The organism is Polaribacter porphyrae (genome assembly GCF_002954685.1).
In the GTDB taxonomy this organism is placed as follows: Bacteria; Bacteroidota; Bacteroidia; order Flavobacteriales; family Flavobacteriaceae; genus Polaribacter; species Polaribacter porphyrae.
Window position 1 is genome coordinate 2,045,191 of sequence record NZ_MSCN01000001.1, and the last position, 18,161, is coordinate 2,063,351.

Annotated in this window: 17 protein-coding genes; 11 read left to right on the forward strand and 6 right to left on the reverse strand. The window is 27.6% G+C overall.

Going from position 1 to position 18,161, the window contains the following annotated elements; all coding sequences use genetic code 11:
• Positions 1-80 precede the first annotated feature (80 nt).
• Complete coding sequence (gene obgE, locus BTO18_RS09155; protein ID WP_105015931.1) at positions 81-1,070, forward strand: GTPase ObgE; 990 nt, start codon at positions 81-83, stop codon at positions 1,068-1,070.
• A 1-nt stretch (position 1,071) separates the two neighbouring features.
• Here the strand turns inward: obgE and BTO18_RS09160 are convergent, their stop codons facing one another.
• The 5 genes from BTO18_RS09160 to BTO18_RS09180 are packed head-to-tail and all read right to left on the reverse strand — an operon-like array spanning position 1,072 to position 6,326.
• Positions 1,072-1,548: a hypothetical protein gene (locus BTO18_RS09160; RefSeq protein WP_105015932.1), complete on the reverse strand. Its 477-nt coding sequence runs from the start codon at positions 1,546-1,548 to the stop codon at positions 1,072-1,074.
• Between the two features lie 41 nt (positions 1,549-1,589).
• The gene (locus BTO18_RS09165) at positions 1,590-2,843 is read right to left on the reverse strand and encodes a tetratricopeptide repeat protein (RefSeq protein WP_105015933.1); all 1,254 of its coding nucleotides are present in this window, start codon (positions 2,841-2,843) and stop codon (positions 1,590-1,592) included.
• A gap of 11 nt (positions 2,844-2,854) precedes the next feature.
• Positions 2,855-4,420 (reverse strand): M56 family metallopeptidase, encoded by a 1,566-nt coding sequence (locus tag BTO18_RS09170; protein ID WP_105015934.1) that lies wholly within the window; start codon positions 4,418-4,420, stop codon positions 2,855-2,857.
• 2 nt (positions 4,421-4,422) lie between these two features.
• The gene (locus BTO18_RS09175; protein ID WP_105015935.1) at positions 4,423-5,961 is read right to left on the reverse strand and encodes a M56 family metallopeptidase; all 1,539 of its coding nucleotides are present in this window, start codon (positions 5,959-5,961) and stop codon (positions 4,423-4,425) included.
• A complete protein-coding gene (locus BTO18_RS09180) occupies positions 5,958-6,326 on the reverse strand; it encodes a BlaI/MecI/CopY family transcriptional regulator (protein ID WP_105015936.1) in 369 nt (122 codons plus the stop codon). Before BTO18_RS09180 ends, BTO18_RS09175 begins: the two co-directional genes overlap by 4 nt.
• 116 nt (positions 6,327-6,442) lie before the next feature.
• On the opposite strand from BTO18_RS09180, the gene BTO18_RS09185 reads away from it, so the two are divergent.
• Positions 6,443-6,943 carry a DUF456 domain-containing protein gene (locus BTO18_RS09185; RefSeq protein WP_105015937.1) on the forward strand — a complete coding sequence of 167 codons (501 nt, stop codon included), beginning with the start codon at positions 6,443-6,445 and terminating at the stop codon, positions 6,941-6,943.
• A gap of 1 nt (position 6,944) precedes the next feature.
• Here the strand turns inward: BTO18_RS09185 and BTO18_RS09190 are convergent, their stop codons facing one another.
• Entirely contained in the window at positions 6,945-7,541 is a 597-nt protein-coding gene (locus BTO18_RS09190; RefSeq protein ID WP_105015938.1) for a PhnA domain-containing protein, read from the reverse strand.
• Positions 7,542-7,648: 107 nt separating this feature from the next.
• Between BTO18_RS09190 and rpe the strand changes: the two genes are divergently transcribed.
• From rpe to BTO18_RS09235, 9 genes are all read left to right on the forward strand, one after another.
• Complete coding sequence (rpe, locus tag BTO18_RS09195; protein WP_105015939.1) at positions 7,649-8,305, forward strand: ribulose-phosphate 3-epimerase; 657 nt, start codon at positions 7,649-7,651, stop codon at positions 8,303-8,305.
• A complete protein-coding gene (locus tag BTO18_RS09200; RefSeq protein WP_105015940.1) occupies positions 8,306-9,685 on the forward strand; it encodes an exonuclease domain-containing protein in 1,380 nt (459 codons plus the stop codon).
• On the forward strand, positions 9,672-10,952 hold the full coding sequence (locus BTO18_RS09205) for an FAD-dependent oxidoreductase (RefSeq protein ID WP_105015941.1): 1,281 nt from the start codon (positions 9,672-9,674) through the stop codon (positions 10,950-10,952). Before BTO18_RS09200 ends, BTO18_RS09205 begins: the two co-directional genes overlap by 14 nt.
• A gap of 127 nt (positions 10,953-11,079) precedes the next feature.
• Positions 11,080-11,976, forward strand: a complete 897-nt coding sequence (locus BTO18_RS09210) for a nucleotidyltransferase domain-containing protein (protein WP_146106903.1) — start codon at positions 11,080-11,082, stop codon at positions 11,974-11,976.
• Complete coding sequence (locus BTO18_RS09215; RefSeq protein ID WP_105015943.1) at positions 11,945-13,438, forward strand: B12-binding domain-containing radical SAM protein; 1,494 nt, start codon at positions 11,945-11,947, stop codon at positions 13,436-13,438. The genes BTO18_RS09210 and BTO18_RS09215 overlap by 32 nt, the downstream gene beginning before the upstream one ends.
• Positions 13,428-14,216 (forward strand): class I SAM-dependent DNA methyltransferase, encoded by a 789-nt coding sequence (locus BTO18_RS09220; protein WP_105015944.1) that lies wholly within the window; start codon positions 13,428-13,430, stop codon positions 14,214-14,216. The genes BTO18_RS09215 and BTO18_RS09220 overlap by 11 nt, the downstream gene beginning before the upstream one ends.
• On the forward strand, positions 14,213-15,595 hold the full coding sequence (locus BTO18_RS09225; RefSeq protein ID WP_105015945.1) for a B12-binding domain-containing radical SAM protein: 1,383 nt from the start codon (positions 14,213-14,215) through the stop codon (positions 15,593-15,595). The genes BTO18_RS09220 and BTO18_RS09225 overlap by 4 nt, the downstream gene beginning before the upstream one ends.
• Positions 15,592-16,713 carry a hypothetical protein gene (locus BTO18_RS09230; protein ID WP_105015946.1) on the forward strand — a complete coding sequence of 374 codons (1,122 nt, stop codon included), beginning with the start codon at positions 15,592-15,594 and terminating at the stop codon, positions 16,711-16,713. The genes BTO18_RS09225 and BTO18_RS09230 overlap by 4 nt, the downstream gene beginning before the upstream one ends.
• Positions 16,714-18,159, forward strand: coding sequence for an ArnT family glycosyltransferase (locus BTO18_RS09235; protein WP_105015947.1), 1,446 nt, complete (start codon positions 16,714-16,716; stop codon positions 18,157-18,159).
• Positions 18,160-18,161: the final 2 nt, after the last annotated feature.

Genomic DNA, 18,161 nt, shown 5'->3' on the forward strand with positions numbered 1-18,161 from the left:
AAAGAAAATGACAGAAGATTTGAAATTAAAAGGAGAACAGCCAGTGGCTGTTAGGTATTTTGAATCTAAACTTAAAAACTATGACAGAAGGAAATTTCGTTGACTACATAAAAATATATGCTTCTTCTGGAAAAGGTGGGCAAGGCTCTGCACATTTACACAGAGAAAAGTTCATTACAAAAGGTGGTTCTGATGGTGGTGATGGTGGACGTGGAGGACACATTATTTTACGTGGAGATAAAAATATGTGGACACTTTTCCATCTAAAATTTAAACGTCATTTTAGAGCAGAAGGTGGTGGAGCAGGAAGTAAAAGTAGAAGTTCTGGTGCTGATGGTGAAGATGTTTATATAGATGTGCCTTTAGGTACTATTATTAGAGATGCTGACACAGATGAAATTTTACATGAAATTACAGAAGATGGTAAAGAAGTAATTTTATTATCTGGAGGAAAAGGCGGATTAGGAAACTGGAACTTTAAATCCTCTACAAACCAAACTCCTAGATATGCACAACCAGGAATGGATGGTTTAGATGGCTGGTTTCGTATTGAATTAAAACTTTTAGCTGATGTAGGTTTAGTTGGTTTCCCTAATGCTGGGAAATCTACTTTATTATCAGTAATTACAGCTGCAAAACCCAAAATTGCAGATTATGCATTTACCACATTAAAACCCAATTTAGGAATTGTAGAACACAGAAATCATCAAACATTTGTGATGGCAGATATTCCTGGAATTATAGAAGGTGCTGCAGAAGGTAAAGGTTTAGGACATCGTTTTTTAAGGCATATAGAGCGTAATTCTGCGTTATTATTTTTAGTTCCTGCTGATTCTGATGATATCAACAAAGAATATGAAATCTTGTTGAATGAGCTTAAAAAGCACAATCCAGAATTATTAGATAAAGATCGATTATTAGCCATTTCTAAAACAGATATGTTAGATGACGAGTTAAAGGCAGAAATTAAAGCGGAAATACCAAAAGGCATTGAAGCTTTATTTATCTCTTCTGTTGCTCAAATTGGTTTACAAGAACTCAAAGATAAACTTTGGGGAATGTTGAATTAAATTATTCTTGGAGTTTTATTCTTATTGGTAATTGATACTTGGTTGTAACTTTATACCTTTTTTTTATCGCAGGGAAAATAGTTGGCAAATTGTCTACAGAAAGATGAATAATACTATCTAATTCAGGAAGTTCTTTTTTAATTTTTTCTGATGACTGCAATGCTTCAAAAGTAATTTTACCATCAGAATTAATTATCAAATCAACCAAAATAGTTTCATCAATAGAATCTTTAATTTTAAAAGAGTGTTTACTTAACTCCTCTCCTATTTTTTGATGTATGGTATTTCTAAAGCAAATTGATTTTTTTTCTTTGTCTATTAAAGAGTCACATTCTTTAAAAGATGGATATGTATCAACAGAAGTAAAGTCAATTATAGTATCTATTTGAGGTAAATCTTTCTTTTTTGAAAATGAAAATTTATCACAAGAAGTGATTATCATAACTAGCATTACAAAAGAAAAAACACGGAATAACATTATTTTAATTAAAACGTGAAATTACTAAAATTTAAGTAATTCTATTTTAAACTTTCTCCTCTTAAAAAATATTCTTTTTTAATTTCTTTTATTCTACGTTTTACAAAAGCTGTCATATCTTCATCTTTGTCATAAAATTTTTCAACATAATTAATATAGTGCCTATATGCTATTTTCTTTTCTTTATAGTAATCATCACTCATTTTAGCCAATTGATATAATGCTCTGTAATTTCCAAAATTTTCTTTATAAGCATTCTCAAAAGCTTTAATAGCTTGTTTTGGTTTTTTTGTTTCATAAAACATGGTTGCCAAACCATAATATTCTTCGTCTCTTTTTTCTTTTCCTTTTGTTGTAGCCACCATATAATTGAACCAAGCAGCTCTGTAATCTTTTTGAAACATTGCAATATGCCCTAAATAGGTGTTCGCTTTAAAGTTTTCTCTATCTGTAAAAGATAATTTTTTGAAATATTTTTTTGCTTTTTTTAAACTATCTAAATGATAATAACTTCTGCCTAACATAGACATTCCATAAGTTTCTTTCTTATATAAAGTGTCTAAATTTATTAATAATGGAATAGTTTCAGCATACTTCTTATCTTTATACAACTGATTGATTTTTAACTTGTTTAAGTCTAAATGATTGGGTGAAATTACTAAACCTTTATCAACAAAAAGTTGTGTAGAATCTTTATCATTTAACTTTTTGAAACTTTTTGCCAACCTTGTAATAGCTTTAATATGTAAAGTATCTTTCTCAAAAGTAGCTATCAAACAATTTATCATTGGGTCTCTTTTACCTTGTAATGCATAAGACAAAGCTAAATGATAAGAATAATTAGCATTCTCTTTATCGTTTTTAACTAAACTTTTAAATGTAGCCACTGCTTTTTTTGGATTTTTAGTGATGATATACAACTTACCCAATTGGTATTTTAAGACTAGGTTTAAGGAGTCTTTAGCAATAATATCTTCATAGATTTTAATAGCTTTTTTTGACTTCTTTAAAGCACGATAACTCTTGGCAAGTTTTAGTTTGGTTTTATAATCATCTTTAAAAGTTAGTGCTTTTTCAAAAGAATGAATTGCCTTTTTATGATCGTCTATAGATTCAAAAATTACTCCTTTTTTATAGTTTGATAAAAATGAAGGTTTATGATTCTTTAAACTTTTTAATGCCATTTTATACCTACCAATGGCAAACAAACTATCAGAAATAGTAAAATTTGGAGTTTGAGCATCTAGGTTTAAAAATGTTAAAAACGATATAATTATTACAAAATTCTTTTTCATGGAGGTTAAATTTATTCTACATTTAACGTAAAAGGAATTGAAAATTTTACTGCGATTTCTTCATTATTTACTTTACCTGGTTTTACCTTTGGTAGAGACTGCATCACAGAAATCACTTCATCTTTAATGTCTTTATGTGGTGCTCTTGCTTGTATATCTATAATATTTCCTGTTTTATCAATTTTAAAACCAATATAAACTCTTTTTCTACCTGATGATAAACCTAGATTTTTAACCATATCTGCATTAAAATTCTTTGCAAAATGTTGTTGAACTTTTTTTGAAAAACAGGCTTTATCTCCTTCTTCACAACCAGGAAAAGTTGGTGCTTGATCTACTTTCATAAATGAGACTTCTTCAGATATATCTTCTGCTCCATTTTTAAGCTTTTTGCTCTTTCTAAATTTTTCCATATCAATAATTGTAGCAACTACTCTTCTACCATCCTTTCTTTGGTAAACTTTAAGAGTAACAAAATTAGAAAACGAATTATTTGAATTATTGATTTTATTTAAATAGTACTCATATTCTTCTGATTCTTCAAAAGTTAAATCATCATAAGATATTTCAATCCATTTAGGAGCTCTTGTTCCAAAATAAACATCAAGATAGCTAGTTTTATCAGTTTTTTGCCCATTAATTCCTCCCTCTCCAAATTGAGAATATCTGATTTTCTGTTTTTTAACAGAAATTTTATTCCCTTTAGTTATAATATTTTCTTCAGAACAAGCACTATAAAAAACCATACTGATTAATATTGGGATTAACAGCAAATATTTGAATTGATTCATTTTTTTACTTTGTTTTTTTGTCATCATAATAATTCTTTTTTTAATTTGACTTTTGTTAAAAAACTGATTTACAAAAGCGATATTTTCAACCTGAAAAAAGTTAGATAATAGGTTATTGATATATTGTTCTTTTGATGCTAATTTTGCAACTTTAGCGTCAGAGATATATTCGTGTACAAGCGTTATTCTTTTTTGATAAAAATATAGTATTGGGTTAAACCACATGATAATTTTTAGAGTTTCAAAAAACAATAAATCAAGCGTGTGCTTTTGTTTTGCATGAACCAACTCATGTTGAATAATTTTTTCTTGTTGATTATCAGGAACATCTTTTCCTAAAAAAATGTAGCTAAAAAATGAAAATGCTTTTGTCTGTTTGGGTAAGAAAATTAACTTAAAATCCGGCTTTTCTATAACAGTATTCTTATTGATTAAACTGATTATTTTCATCAATCTTATAAAAAATAACATCGTAAAAAATACTACACCAACCCAAAACAAAACAACTATATAATTCAGAGATGTTTCAAAATTATACTTCTCAATACTTTGCTGAATTACCTTATCAGGATTTAGTACAATTTCTGGAAATACAATTAAATAATCTTGCGAAATTGCTTTTTGAAAAGTCGGTATTTTTATCAACGGAATTACAAATGATAAAATTGGAGTCAATAACAAATACCATCTATTTTTTGTAAAAAAAGTTTCTTTGCTTAAAAAGAAATCATAAATCGCCAAGAACAATACTTGGAAAAATATGACTTGTAGAATATAGTTTATCATAATTATTCTATTAATATTGTAAAAGGGAGTTTATAATTAGCTTTGATAGGTTTTCCGTATTTTTCGCCTCCTGTCATTTTTGGTAAAGCTGCTATAACTTTTATAGCTTCCTCTCCAATAATTTTATTAGGAGCTTTAACATCAATATCTTCTACAAATCCATTTGTATTAATATTAAAATCTACAAGAACTTTCACTTTTTTTGTATCTAATTCCAAATCTGTTAAGATTGTTTTATCAAAATTATTAAAGAAATGTTGGTCAAGTTTTTCTAAAAAACATTCAGAATCTCCTTCTTCACAGCCAGGAAAAGTTGGTCTTTTACTTAATCTGATAAATAAAAGTTCATCTCCAAGCTTATCTGGATGAATAGATGTAAAATTATTACCAATACTACCCCTAGCTATTCTTCCATCTGGTGTTTTAAAAAATTTATCGAATTTTAACATATTTGAAAATGATAGATTTCCATTAAATTTTTTTCGAAATGATCTAAATTTAGCATACTCTTGCTCTTTGATTTCTTCTGGTAATTCATCAAAAGGTATTTCTTCTAAAAGACCTTTAGGGTCTACTCCAAAATAAGAATCAAAATAAGTTTCTTTATCACCTTTATAGCTAAATAACTTACCATCAGCGATTCTATAATGTGTAATCGTTCTCTTTTCAAACTGACTTTTACTAGATGAACAAGAACTATAAAAAAACATAAATACCAATACAGGAATCAACAACAAATATTTAAATTGATTGATTTGTTTCGATTGTTTTTTAGTAATCATAAGTACTCTTCTTTTCACAAATGAACTTTTGTAAAATTGATTTACAAAACCGATATTTTCAACCTGAAAAAAGTTAGATAATAGATTATTGATATATTGTTCTTTTGATGCTAATTTTGCAACTTCAGCATCAGAAATATATTCGTGAACAAGCGTTATTCTTTTCTGATAGAAATATAGCATAGGGTTAAACCACATCACAATTTTTAAAATTTCAAAGAATAATAAATCTAAAGTGTGCTTTTGTTTGCTATGAACTAATTCATGTTGAATTACTTTTTCTTTTTGATTATCTTTAATCTCTTTTCCTAAAAAAATATAATTAAAAAATGAGAAGGCTTTTCTTTGTTTTGGGATTAAAATCAATTTAAAATCTGATTTCCTAATAATTTCATTTGAGCGAATTAAGTTGATAATTTTTATCAACTTGACTAAAAATAATATTAAGAAAACAACAACACCTAACCAAAATAAGATATTAATATAATTAACAGAAGTTTCTATATTTTGAGGTTCAAAGCTATTTTGTATCACTTTTTCAGGAGATAATACAATTTCTGGTAGTTGTATAATAAAATCTTGCGAAACAGCTTTTTGAAAAGTCGGTATTTTTATCAACGGAATTATAAATGATAAAATTGGAGTTAATAACAAATACCATCTGTTTTTTGTAAAAAAGGTTTCTTTGCTTAAAAAGAAATCATAAATCATCAAGAATAATACTTGATATAAAATGACTTGGAGGATATAATTTATCATAGCTTTTTGTTTTTATCAATCTCTTTTAAAATTGATTCTAATTCATTGATATCCATATTGTTTTCTTTTACAAAAAAGGATACCAAACTTTTGAATGAACCATTAAAATACCCATTCATTAATTTATGTAAACTCTGGTTACTATACGTTTCTTTATCTACAATTGGATAATATACATAACCTCTACCTTCTGGTTTATGGGCAACAAACTCTTTAGTTTCTAAAATTCTAATAATTGTAGAAACAGTATTATAGGCAGGTTTAGGTTCTGGTAATTTTTCTATAACCTCTTTTACAGAGGCTACTTTTAACATCCATAAAACCTGCATTATCTGCTCTTCTGCTTTTGTTAGTTGTTTGTTCATTATTTTTTTATTTGTTTAATAACCAAATATAACTAAAAAATTAGTTTAAACTAATTTTTTAGTTATATAATTTGTAACAAACTCAAATTTGCATCGTCAAACTATTAAATACATTTATGGATATTTTTTTACTAATTCTTGGATTTCTATTAACTTTACTAGGTATTATCGGCTCTTTTCTACCAATTCTACCAGGACCAATAACTGGTTGGTTTGGTTTACTATTATTGCATTTTACTGAAATAATACCTATGAATTGGACTTTTCTAGGCATTACTTTAGCAATTGCTATTGTAATTTGGGTGTTAGATTATGTTATTCCTGCTATGGGTACAAAACGATTTGGAGGCAGTAAATATGGAGTGTATGGTACAACAATTGGTTTAATTATTGGTTTACTTTCTCCTATACTTTTTGGTATATTAATCGGAGCTTTCTTTGGTGCTTTAATAGGTGAATTAGTGTATGATAGCAAAGATACAAACAGAGCAATAAAAGCTTCTTTTGGGGCATTTATTGGTTTTTTAGCATCTGCAACAATTAAGTTTTCAGTAGCAACTGTATATGTGGTTTTATTTGTAATGAAGTTTTGGGAATATAAAGGAGAGTTTTTTTAACTTACTCTTTCTCTGCCATTTTCTTAACATAATCAGTAATAATTACTATTTGGGTTGCCCCAACTTTACCTTCAATATATTTTGCATTTTCATGGTCTAAAGAAATTCTTCTAACTGCTGTACCTTGTTTGGCAACCAAGCTAGAACCTTTCACTTTTAAATCTTTAATTAAAACCACAGAATCTCCAGCCTGTAAAACTGCACCATTTGCATCTCTATGAACTATCTTTTCACTTTCTTCTAAATGATCTCCAGATTCTTTAGCAAAACGTAATTCTTCGTCTTCTAAATACATCATATCTAACAAATCTTGTGGCCAACCTTCTCTTCTTAAACGCGATAACATTCTCCATGCCACAACTTTTACTGCTCTAAATTCACTCCACATAGAATCATTTAAACAACGCCAATGATTTGCGTCTGTCAATTCAGGGGTTTCAATTTGAGTTACACAAGTTTCACAAGCTAATACACTTCCATCTACTCCACCTCCACCAGTCAATTTTGGTTTTACTTCGTAAATCGTTAAACCAGAGGTTGATGAACATAATTCGCATTTACTTGCACTTCTAATTTCTAAATCTTGTAATAAACTCATATTTTTTAGTTGATGATAACAAAAGTAGATTTCTTTTAGCAATATAACTATCTTTTTTACTAATGATAAACCTAAATAATTATCTTTGTTAAAACCAAAATATTACAATGAGCAACTTAATTGCACCTTCAATTTTAGCAGCAGACTTCGCTAATTTACAGAGAGATATAGAAATGGTGAATACTAGTGAAGCAGATTGGTTTCACATAGATATTATGGATGGTGTTTTTGTACCTAATATTTCTTTTGGAATGCCAGTTTTAAAAGCAATTACTAAACATGCTAAAAAAACTGTAGATGTACATTTAATGATTGTAGATCCTGATAGATACATACAAACTTTTGCAGATTTAGGGGCAGATGTATTAACTGTGCATTATGAGGCTTGTACGCATTTACATAGAACTGTACAAGCTATAAAAGCTGCTGGAATGAAAGCTGGAGTTGCTTTAAATCCTCATACACCAATTGCTGTTTTAGAAGATATTATTGCAGATTTAGATTTGGTTTGTTTAATGAGTGTAAACCCTGGTTTTGGGGGGCAATCATTTATACCAAATACGTATAAAAAAGTACGTCAATTAAGTCATTTAATTGAGTTTGTAAATTCTGATTGCAAAATAGAAATCGATGGTGGAGTTACTAATAAAAATGCAAATGCTCTAATAGAAGCAGGAGCTGATGTTTTGGTAGCTGGTAGTTTTGTTTTTAAGAGCGAAAACCCAACTGCTACTATATCAGATTTAAAAAATATTGTTGGGTAATTGTATAGTGTAATTGACATAGAAACCACAGGAAATGGATTTAAAGGGCAGAAAATTACCGAAATTTCTATTTTTATTTTTGATGGTCAAAAAATACTGAATGAATTTACATCACTTGTTAATCCTGAACAAAATATTCCTCCTTTTATTACCAATTTAACTGGGATTACAAATGCCATGGTTAGGTATGCTCCTAAATTTTATGAGATTGCCAAACAAGTTGAAGAGATTACCAAAGACACCATTTTTGTAGCACACAATGTAAACTTCGACTATAATATCATCAAAGATGAATTTAAAAATTTAGGGTTCGATTTTAAACGCAAAAAACTATGTACTGTCCGTTTATCAAGAAAAATTATGCCTGGTTTACGCTCTTATAGTTTAGGCAACATTTGTGCTGGAGAAAAGATTCCAATAAATGGAAGACATAGAGCAAAAGGTGATGCTGAAGCAACAACTGAACTCTTTAAAAGGTTACTAGAAAGAGATCAAAATTTTATTGTAAACTCTTTTTTAAATCCACGTTCAAAGCAAGCTACTTTACCCCCGCTTTTAGATAAAAAAATTGTAGATGATTTACCTTCAACATCTGGTGTTTATTATTTTAAAAATAGTCAAAAAGAGATTATTTATGTTGGCAAAGCTATAAATATTAAGCAAAGAGTAATTAGTCATTTTTATGATAAAAAGAAAAAAGAAAGAGAACTATGTTTGGAAACTGCACACATTTCTTATGAAGAAACTGGCAGCGAATTATTGGCACTTTTACTAGAGTCATCAGAAATAAAAAATAAATATCCAAAATACAATCGTTCTCAAAAAAACAGAAATGAATCTATTGGTTTATTTTCTTATACAGATCAAAAAGGAATTTTACACCTAGCATTTAATAAATTAAAACCTTCTTTTAATGCGATTGCAAGTTTTTATTCTATACAAGAATGTCGAAATTTTTTAGAAAAATTATGTGAAGCCCATAATTTGTGCCCAAAATATTGTCATTTACAAGAAAACGTTAGGCAATGTTTTCATCATCAAATTAAGAACTGTAAAGGTATTTGTTGCGACAAAGAATCTGTTAAAAGTTACAATAAAAGGGTGCATAAAGCTATAAAATCAATTAGTTTATCAACAGAAAATAGAGTAATTAAAGAAAAAGGACGTTTTACAACTGAAATAGGTTTTGCTTTGATTTTAAATGGTAACTACCAAGGATTTGGTTATATAGAAAAAAATATTGCTGATAACTTTACGAACCCCGAAGATTATCAATTCTATCTACAACCAAAAAGAGACAATAGAGATGTGCAAAGAATTTTGACAGCATACTTAAGAAAACAAGAACAAATTGAAAATTTGAAAAATGAAAAAATCTGAATATAAGATATACATTATTGGTGCTGGAGTTAGTGGTTTAATAGCTGCTCAAGTTTTAGAAAATCATGGTTACTCACCTGTTATAATTGAAGCTACTTCAACTGTTGGTGGTAGAGTAAAGTCTGACATTGTTGATGATTATATTTTAGATCATGGCTTTCAAGTCCTATTAAGTGCGTATCCTGCTACAAAAAAGTATTTAAGTTTTTCTGATTTAGAATTACAAACATTAATGCCTGGTGCAACTATATTTAATAATGGAAAGACGCAAACTATTGGAGACCCATTAAGAAGTTTATCTCTCTTGTTTCTAACAGTTTTTGCTTCTGTTGGTTCTTTTTCTGATAAGAGAAAAATCTTGAAATTAAATATCCTTTTAAAGAAAAAGAAAATTGCTGCTATTTTTAAAGAAAAAGAACAAACCACACTACAATATTTAAAAGATTATGGCTTTTCTGATAAAATAATTTCTAATTTTTTCAAACCTTTTTTTAGTGGAATTTTTCTAGAATCAAATTTAGAAACTTCTAGTAGAATGTTTCAATTTGTTTATAAAATGTTTGGAGAAGGCAATGCAGTTATCCCTAAAAATGGAATTCAAGAAATTTCTAATCAATTAAAAAATAAATTAGAAAATACTGAATTTTTATTTAATACAAAAGTAAAAGAAGTTTTAGATGATAAAATCGTTCTAGAAAATAATACTGAACTAAAAAGTCATATTACAATTATTGCAACTGAAGCTAGTAGCTTAATAGCGAACTTAAAAAATCAAGAAACTGATTGGAAAAGTTGTGATACGCTTTATTTTAAAACAGAAAAAAGAGTGCTACAAAAACCATTAATTGGTTTAATTGCTGATGAAAATTCCCTTGTAAATAACATTTTTTATCACACAAGTGTGGCAACTGCATCTAAAGGCAATAAAGAACTTTTATCTGTTACTGTAGTCAAAAATCATACTTTAAACGAAAAAGAATTACTTAAAAAAGTACAAGATGATTTAGATAACTATTGTGCAATTTCTGGAGCTATTTTCTTAAAAAGGTATCAAATTAAAAAAGCATTACCCAAACTTTCTAATCTGCAATACGAAATTTCTAGTACTGAAACGAAGTTAAAATCTACTATCTTTTTAGCAGGTGATCAATTATTGAATGGTTCTTTGAATGCAGCTATGATTTCTGGTGAAAGAGCAGCTTTAGGAGTAATTCAAACTTTAGAAGATGGTTTAATTGTTGATGAATTAACGTCTGAATATTCATAAAATCAATAATTTTTAAGTTATTTTTTTCCCTTTTAAGTAATAATTTTCCTCTTAAAGTTAAAAAGATATTGCATTCTAGATATATTAATTACTTTTAGGTTGAAATATTTATGATTTAATATAATCTATGTCAATCTTAAAACCAATTATTTACTTTTCCCTTTTCAATCATCCCCTAACAAAAGAGGAAATCTTTTTGTTTTCTGATGAAACAGATAAAGAAATAGTTTCAAAAAAATTAGACAATTTAATTGACACAGGAATAATAAAAAAAATTGATGATTATTTTTTGATAAGTGATAATCCTAAAAGCATTCAAAAAAGAATTCTTGGTAATTTTGAAGCAGAAAAAGTGATGCCAAAAGTAAAAAAAGTTGCCAAGTTTATTTCAACATTTCCATTTATAAAAGGAGTAGCTATTTCTGGTTCATTATCTAAAGGGTATTTTGATAATAAAAGTGATTTTGACTTTTTTGTTATTACAAAAGCAAAACGAGTTTGGATTTCAAGATTGTTTCTGGCAATATATAAACGTCTATTTTTGAATAATTCTTACAAAGAATTTTGCGTAAACTATTTTGTAAGCACATCAACTTTAGAAATTGAAGAAAAAAACAGATTTACAGCTACAGAAATTTCAACTGTAATTCCTTTATATGGTAAAGAAGAATTCATTAATTTTTACAAAGCCAATTATTGGGTAAAAGAGTATTTTCCTAATTTAGATTTAAACTATAGAAAAGAGAATGTAAAACTTATAGAAAAAACTTTTCTAGTAAAATCTTTAGAATTTTTATTAAACAATCCTTTAGGTACAGCTATAAATTATGTAACTATGAGGTTAATAAGTAAAAACTGGAAAAAGAGATACATTAAGAAAAGTAACAACCCTTATAAAGCCAAAGAAGAAATTTCTAAACATCATCCAGATAATTTTCAGCATCAAGTCTTAACCAAGATTAATCAACAATATAGTGTCTTTGAAAAAAAATATGGCATCAACATTACCAGAGAAATTGCATAAAAAAGTTGTTTTTTCTAATGCATACTTTTATAAGTTTGACACAAAACAATGGAAAAACAAAACACCTTTTCCTCCTTTAGGTACCATTTATGCTGCTTCTTTTTTAAGAAAAAACGGATTTGAAGTATCTCTTTTTGATACCAATTTTTTAGATTCAATTACTTCTTTAAAATCTTTTTTAGAGGATAAAAAACCTTCTTATTTTGTGATTTATGATGATGGTTTTAATTATCTCACAAAAATGTGCTTAACCAATATGCGTGAAGCTGCTTTTGAAATGATACAAATTGCTAAATCTCTACAAATTCCTGTAATTTGCTCTAGTTCAGATGCTACAGATCATTCAGAAAAATATTTAGAAAAAGGAGCTGATATTATTATAAAAGGCGAAGGAGAAATTACTTTATTAGAAACTATTACTGCAATTCAAGATAACAAACCTTTAACAGAAGTTGATGGTATTATTTTTAAAGATGATGATAAAATCATCAAAAATAAAGCAAGAACTGTTCTAAAAAATTTAGATGAATTACCTCAACCTGCTTGGGATTTAATTGATATAAATCAATACAAAAAAATATGGAACTCTGGAAAACAAGAATTTACACTAAATCTTGCCACAACAAGAGGATGCCCATACAAATGCAATTGGTGTGCAAAACCAATTTATGGAAACAGATACAATTCTCATTCTCCAAAATATATTGTAGAACAAATAAAGTTTTTACAAGATAATTTTAATGTAAAACGTTTTTGGATGTGTGATGATATTTTTGGTTTAAAACCAAATTGGGTTCAAGAATTTAATCAAGAATTAAAAAAAGAAAAACTTAACATCTCTTATTACATACAAAGTAGAGCAGATTTATTATTGAAAGAAGATACTATTGATGCACTTGCAGAAAGTGGTTTAGAAGAAGTTTGGATTGGTGCAGAAAGTGGTTCTCAAAAGATTTTAGATGCAATGGATAAAGGCACAACTGTTGACCAAATTTACACAGCAACAAAATTATTAAAAGAGAAAAACGTTAGAATTGCATTTTTTATCCAATTTGGGTATTTAACTGAAAATAAAGAAGATATTAACAAAACTATTGCTATGATTCAAGAATTAGTTCCTGATAATATTGGTGTTTCTATATCTTATCCTTTACCAGGCACAAAGTTTTATGATAAAGTAAAAGACGATCTAAAACTAAAAGCAAATTGGACAGATTCTGATGATTTAGATATGATGTTTCAAGGAACTTTTAGTTCTAAATTTTACAAAAAACTACAACGTTTTGTGCATAAAGAGTTTCGAAAAAGTCAAGCAAAAATATTTGTGAAACAACTTTTTAAAAGCCCTAAATCTTTAAATTTTAATAAATTAAGAACTATTTTATTGTATGGATATTATGCACCTACAGCAATAATTGATAAAATAACCTTGCAAAAATTAGAACAGTTAAATGCAAAATGATTTTGACATAGCTGCCATAAATTATGATGCTGTTTTTACCAATTCAACTATTGGTAAAGCACAGAGAAATCAAGTTTATAAACATTTACAAAACACGTTAAACTCAAAGTCAAATCAACATATATTAGAATTAAATTGTGGTACAGGAGAAGATGCTAATTATTTTAATAATTTAGGTCATATTGTTACTGCTACTGATATTTCAAAGAAAATGATTGAGGTTTCTAAACAAAAAAATAAAAATTCTGATATTGAATTTAAACAACTGAACATCAAAGAAGTAAATCAATTAAAAAACAAAAAAAAGTTTGATATCATCTTTTCTAATTTTGGAGGATTTAATTGTTTATCAAAAGAGGAAATTGCAAGTTTTTTTTCATCAGCAAAAAAAATATTGAATCAAAAAGGAAAAATTGCTTTAGTAATTATGCCTAAAAACACAGTTTGGGAAAGAATCTATTTTTCTTTAAAAGGTGATTATAAAAAAGCAAAAAGAAGAAATACAAATAATTCGATTAGAGCAAATGTTGATGGTATAAATGTAAAAACTTGGTATTTTAATCCAAAGGAAATTAAGACAATTGCTGACGGTTTTTCTGTAAAAAAAATAAAATCAATTGGTCTTTTTGTGCCTCCTTCTTATTTACAATCTTCTTTTTTTGGTAAAAAAGTAATTGTTTCTTTTTTAAATAAATTGGATTTTATATTCGGTTTTTCCTTTTTAGCAAAATATGCAGATCATTATTATATAGAACTTCAAAAAAATACAGGTTTATGAGTATTGTTTTAACGCACGCATATTATCTGTTTGAAGATAAAAAAGAGCAAAAAATAATGAAACCTTATGCACCTTTAGGTTTACTCTATATTTCATCATATTTAGAAAAAAATAATATAAAAAATGATGTTTTTGATGCTACTTTTTATTCTTATGAAGAACAATTAAGTTTTATCAACCAAAAACAACCCAAAGTTGTTGCCATTTACACCAATTTAATGACTAAATTAAATGTGATAAAATTGGTAAAAGAATTAAGAGAAAATCCTGCTTATGGAAATCCAAAAATAATTATTGGTGGTCCAGATGTAACTTATAATCTTAAAAATTACTTGAATCTTGGTGCACATTTTTTAATTATTGGTGAAGGAGAAGAAACTACTTTAGAATTGTACAATGCTCTTGTAAATAAAGCTCCTTTTGATAAAATTTCAGGAATTGCTTATTTAGAAAACGATGAAGCTGTAAAAACAACTGCAAGAATAAAAATGAAAGATTTATCTGAATTGCCTTTACCAAATAGAAGTGCAATTCCTGTTGATAAATACCTAAAAACTTGGAAAGAAAATCACGGAAAAAGCTCGATGACAGTAAGTACTCAAAGAGGTTGCCCATATACGTGTAAATGGTGCAGTACTGCTGTTTATGGGCAAAGTTATAGACGAAGACCAGCCAATTTAGTAGCCCAAGAATTAAAATTATTAAAAGAAAAATACAATCCTGATACAATCTGGTTTGTAGATGATGTTTTTACAGTAAGTCACAAATGGATTAAGAGTTTTCACGAAGAAGTGATTAAACAAAAAGCCATTATTCCTTTTGAATGTATCACAAGAGCAGAACGTTTAAATGATGAAATTTTACAACTGCTAAAAGAAGCTGGTTGTTATCGAATTTGGATTGGTGCAGAAAGTGGTTCTCAAAAGATTATTGATAAAATGGACAGACGTGTTGATGTCGATGTAGTAAAAACTGCCATTCAAAAAACCAATAATTTAGGCATAGAAACTGGCACTTTTATTATGGTAGGTTATCCAGGAGAAGATGAAAATGACATCAAAAAAACGGTTACTTATTTAAAAGACGCCAACCCAACTCATTTTACAATTACTGTGGCTTATCCTATAAAAGGGACTTCTTTATATAATGAAATTGAAGAAAAAATAATTGTAAAACCAGACTGGAATTTATCCACAGATAGAGACATCGATTTTAAAAGAACTTACTGTAAAAGTTACTATAACTATGCTTTAAAATATGTAATTAATGATGTAAATGCATCAAAACAAAAAAAACAAGGAAATTACTTTAATGCTTTTAAAATGAAAACAAAATCGATTTTGGCACAAACTGGAATGAAATTTTTGAAACAACGATGAAAATAAAATTTTACATCTTATTGATTGTATGTATTTCTGTACTTTTTTCTTGTCTGAAAAAGGTTGACGAAACTCCTGATAATTCATCAAAAATACAGTTAATGTGGAATAAATCTTACGAGAGTGATTCTATGGAAAAAGCCAGCATAGGCCTGCATTGGTGCTATTCAATAATTGGTGCTAAAGTTCTAAATTCTGTTGTTTTACCTTCAAAGAATTCGGTTTTTACGATAAACATCAATGAAATTGGTCTTGATGATAATGCTCTCGAAAAAATTAAGATTTTACATACTAAAATTAAAACTACAGAAGAATACAAACTAAAAAACTCAATAGATTTAGGAAGGTATGTTTCGTTATTAATTGGTTCATCAGAACATTATTATGCCATCACTAATGTACCTAAAAAACTAGATGAAATTTTATCTAATTATACTTTAAATGAATCAAAAGGGTATGTAAATAATTCTTCTGTCTCTCTTAAACATAGAATAATAAAATTTTCCAATCAAAAAGACACAAAACAACTTTTTTTATCAGAAGAAATTGATCCTAAAAATAATACGATTGTTGAGTATGAAACTATAGAAATTATGGAAAATGGGCAGCTAAAATTTGGTGTCTTTGATGCTGATAAAAATAGAATTAATGCTGCCAATAATAAGCATACAAAAGCTGGAAAACCTGCAAAATGTATGTGGTGTCATGAAAGTAATATCAACCAATTATTTACGCAACAAAAAGATTTTCCTGAATTTTTAACCCATCTACAACTCAATGATACTTTAATTAAATTTAACAATAGATTAAAAAAACAGCAGAATTTATTGACTAAAGGTGTAAAATTTAGCAATAAACAAGAGCACACTATGTTAGAATTGGCATACATCACTTTTATGGAACCTTCTGCTTTAAGATTGAGCAATGAGTGGAATATAAGTGAAGCTGAAGTAAAAAATATGTTGTCTTCGCTACCAACACATCAACACAACGAATTTCCTTTTTTAGGGGTTTTATATGATAGAAAAGATGTAGAAAAGTTTGCTCCTTATAAAAGTTTAGAGGTTTCTTCTAGCATTAGAGAAGCATCAGAAATTGAAGTTAATTATATTGATTAAATGTTAAACAAAATAAAAAATAGCATCTTTTTTTTTCCATTCATTACATACACTGTAATAGCTGTTTTTCTTTTTGCACTTATAAGATTTTTCGGTTTTGATGGTCTTTATGGGCAAGACTCTTATGAATATTTAAGATATGCAAATGAACTTTACAATTCATTTAATGGAAGTCTAGATGCAAAGGATTATTTTTGGCCTTTATTCTATCCCTTAATTGGTGCTATAACTAATTTCTTATTTAATGATATGATATTGACTCTTGGTCTTATTAATATTGCTGCTCTAACAATAGGTTCCATTTACATTCATAAAATCATAAAATTACTTTATCAAAAAACCAACACTCAAATTTATTTTATTGTTGTCTGTTTTATCTTTTCTCCAGCAATTTTTACAACTAGCTTGGTTTTAATGTCAGATATGTTATCTGCTTGTTTTATAATTATTTCCATATATCACACTTTAAAATTTGATAAACTAAATAATCTAGATAGCTTGTATTATGTCGCCATTTTTGGTGTTTGTGCAATAATGACCAGATATGCAAGTTTTGTAGTACTTCTTCCATTTACAATTTTAATTTTATTTAAATTATTTCAAAATAAAAAAATGCTTTTACATTTAATACCAATTCTAGTTATTATAGGTATTTTTTGTATTCCTCATTTTTATATTAAAAATAAAGATGTTTCAGCTTTTTTAAATCATAATTGGCTAAAAGAATGGTCTTTACTTAACTTTTTTAAAACCGACTTTATAACAACTGATGGTAATAGCTACAACAGGTTTCCTAATATAATTTATGCTTTTTTTAATGCTTTTCATCCTAGGTTTTTAATTATTGGGATTGTTTTAATAATTACAACTATTTTCAAAAAATCACTTTTTAAACCTAACAAAACAATATTGAGTGCTTATCTTTTATACAGTTTGTTTTTAGCAGGAATTCCTTTTCAAAATTCTCGTTTTTTAATTTTAAATTTTGCCTTAATTCTAGTCTTACTGTTTCCTGCATTTGAGTTACTTATAACTCATTTTTCGTCTCACAAAAAAGTGATTCATACTAGCCTAGTTTTTCTGTTTTTAATTCAATTTTTTTTATCATTATACGTATTTCATCACTTTTATGCTATTAATAAACTTGAGAAAAAAATAGTGAATTTAATGAAGCCTTATCAAAACAAAACACTCTATAGTTTTGATATTGATATTGCATTAAAAGGAAGAGCGTTAAATTTTGATTTTAAAAATTTATGGATAAAAAAATATGAAAACTACAAATCTGAAGATTTAGTTTTATTCAATTATGAGAAATTTAATATTCAATGGACAGGAAAAAACCCTATGTTGAACTGGGAAAATATAGAACGTAATTATAGGCTAAACCTACTAGAAGAAACGCCAGAAGGTTGGAAGCTCTATGAAATTCAAAATCCTAAATAGCT

What these genes read in the sequence shown, in the direction of transcription:
- BTO18_RS09190 (WP_105015938.1), bottom strand. Translation starts at nt 7,541, where the DNA reads ATGAGTTTATTACAAGATTTAGAAATTAGAAGTGCAAGTAAATGCGAA.
- BTO18_RS09165 (WP_105015933.1), bottom strand. Translation starts at nt 2,843, where the DNA reads ATGAAAAAGAATTTTGTAATAATTATATCGTTTTTAACATTTTTAAAC.
- rpe (WP_105015939.1), top strand. Translation starts at nt 7,649, where the DNA reads ATGAGCAACTTAATTGCACCTTCAATTTTAGCAGCAGACTTCGCTAAT.
- BTO18_RS09205 (WP_105015941.1), top strand. Translation starts at nt 9,672, where the DNA reads ATGAAAAAATCTGAATATAAGATATACATTATTGGTGCTGGAGTTAGT.
- BTO18_RS09215 (WP_105015943.1), top strand. Translation starts at nt 11,945, where the DNA reads ATGGCATCAACATTACCAGAGAAATTGCATAAAAAAGTTGTTTTTTCT.
- BTO18_RS09160 (WP_105015932.1), bottom strand. Translation starts at nt 1,548, where the DNA reads ATGTTATTCCGTGTTTTTTCTTTTGTAATGCTAGTTATGATAATCACT.
- BTO18_RS09175 (WP_105015935.1), bottom strand. Translation starts at nt 5,961, where the DNA reads ATGATAAATTATATCCTCCAAGTCATTTTATATCAAGTATTATTCTTG.
- BTO18_RS09180 (WP_105015936.1), bottom strand. Translation starts at nt 6,326, where the DNA reads ATGAACAAACAACTAACAAAAGCAGAAGAGCAGATAATGCAGGTTTTA.
- BTO18_RS09210 (WP_146106903.1), top strand. Translation starts at nt 11,080, where the DNA reads ATGTCAATCTTAAAACCAATTATTTACTTTTCCCTTTTCAATCATCCC.
- BTO18_RS09170 (WP_105015934.1), bottom strand. Translation starts at nt 4,420, where the DNA reads ATGATAAACTATATTCTACAAGTCATATTTTTCCAAGTATTGTTCTTG.
- obgE (WP_105015931.1), top strand. Translation starts at nt 81, where the DNA reads ATGACAGAAGGAAATTTCGTTGACTACATAAAAATATATGCTTCTTCT.
- BTO18_RS09185 (WP_105015937.1), top strand. Translation starts at nt 6,443, where the DNA reads ATGGATATTTTTTTACTAATTCTTGGATTTCTATTAACTTTACTAGGT.
- BTO18_RS09220 (WP_105015944.1), top strand. Translation starts at nt 13,428, where the DNA reads ATGCAAAATGATTTTGACATAGCTGCCATAAATTATGATGCTGTTTTT.
- BTO18_RS09230 (WP_105015946.1), top strand. Translation starts at nt 15,592, where the DNA reads ATGAAAATAAAATTTTACATCTTATTGATTGTATGTATTTCTGTACTT.
- BTO18_RS09235 (WP_105015947.1), top strand. Translation starts at nt 16,714, where the DNA reads ATGTTAAACAAAATAAAAAATAGCATCTTTTTTTTTCCATTCATTACA.
- BTO18_RS09225 (WP_105015945.1), top strand. Translation starts at nt 14,213, where the DNA reads ATGAGTATTGTTTTAACGCACGCATATTATCTGTTTGAAGATAAAAAA.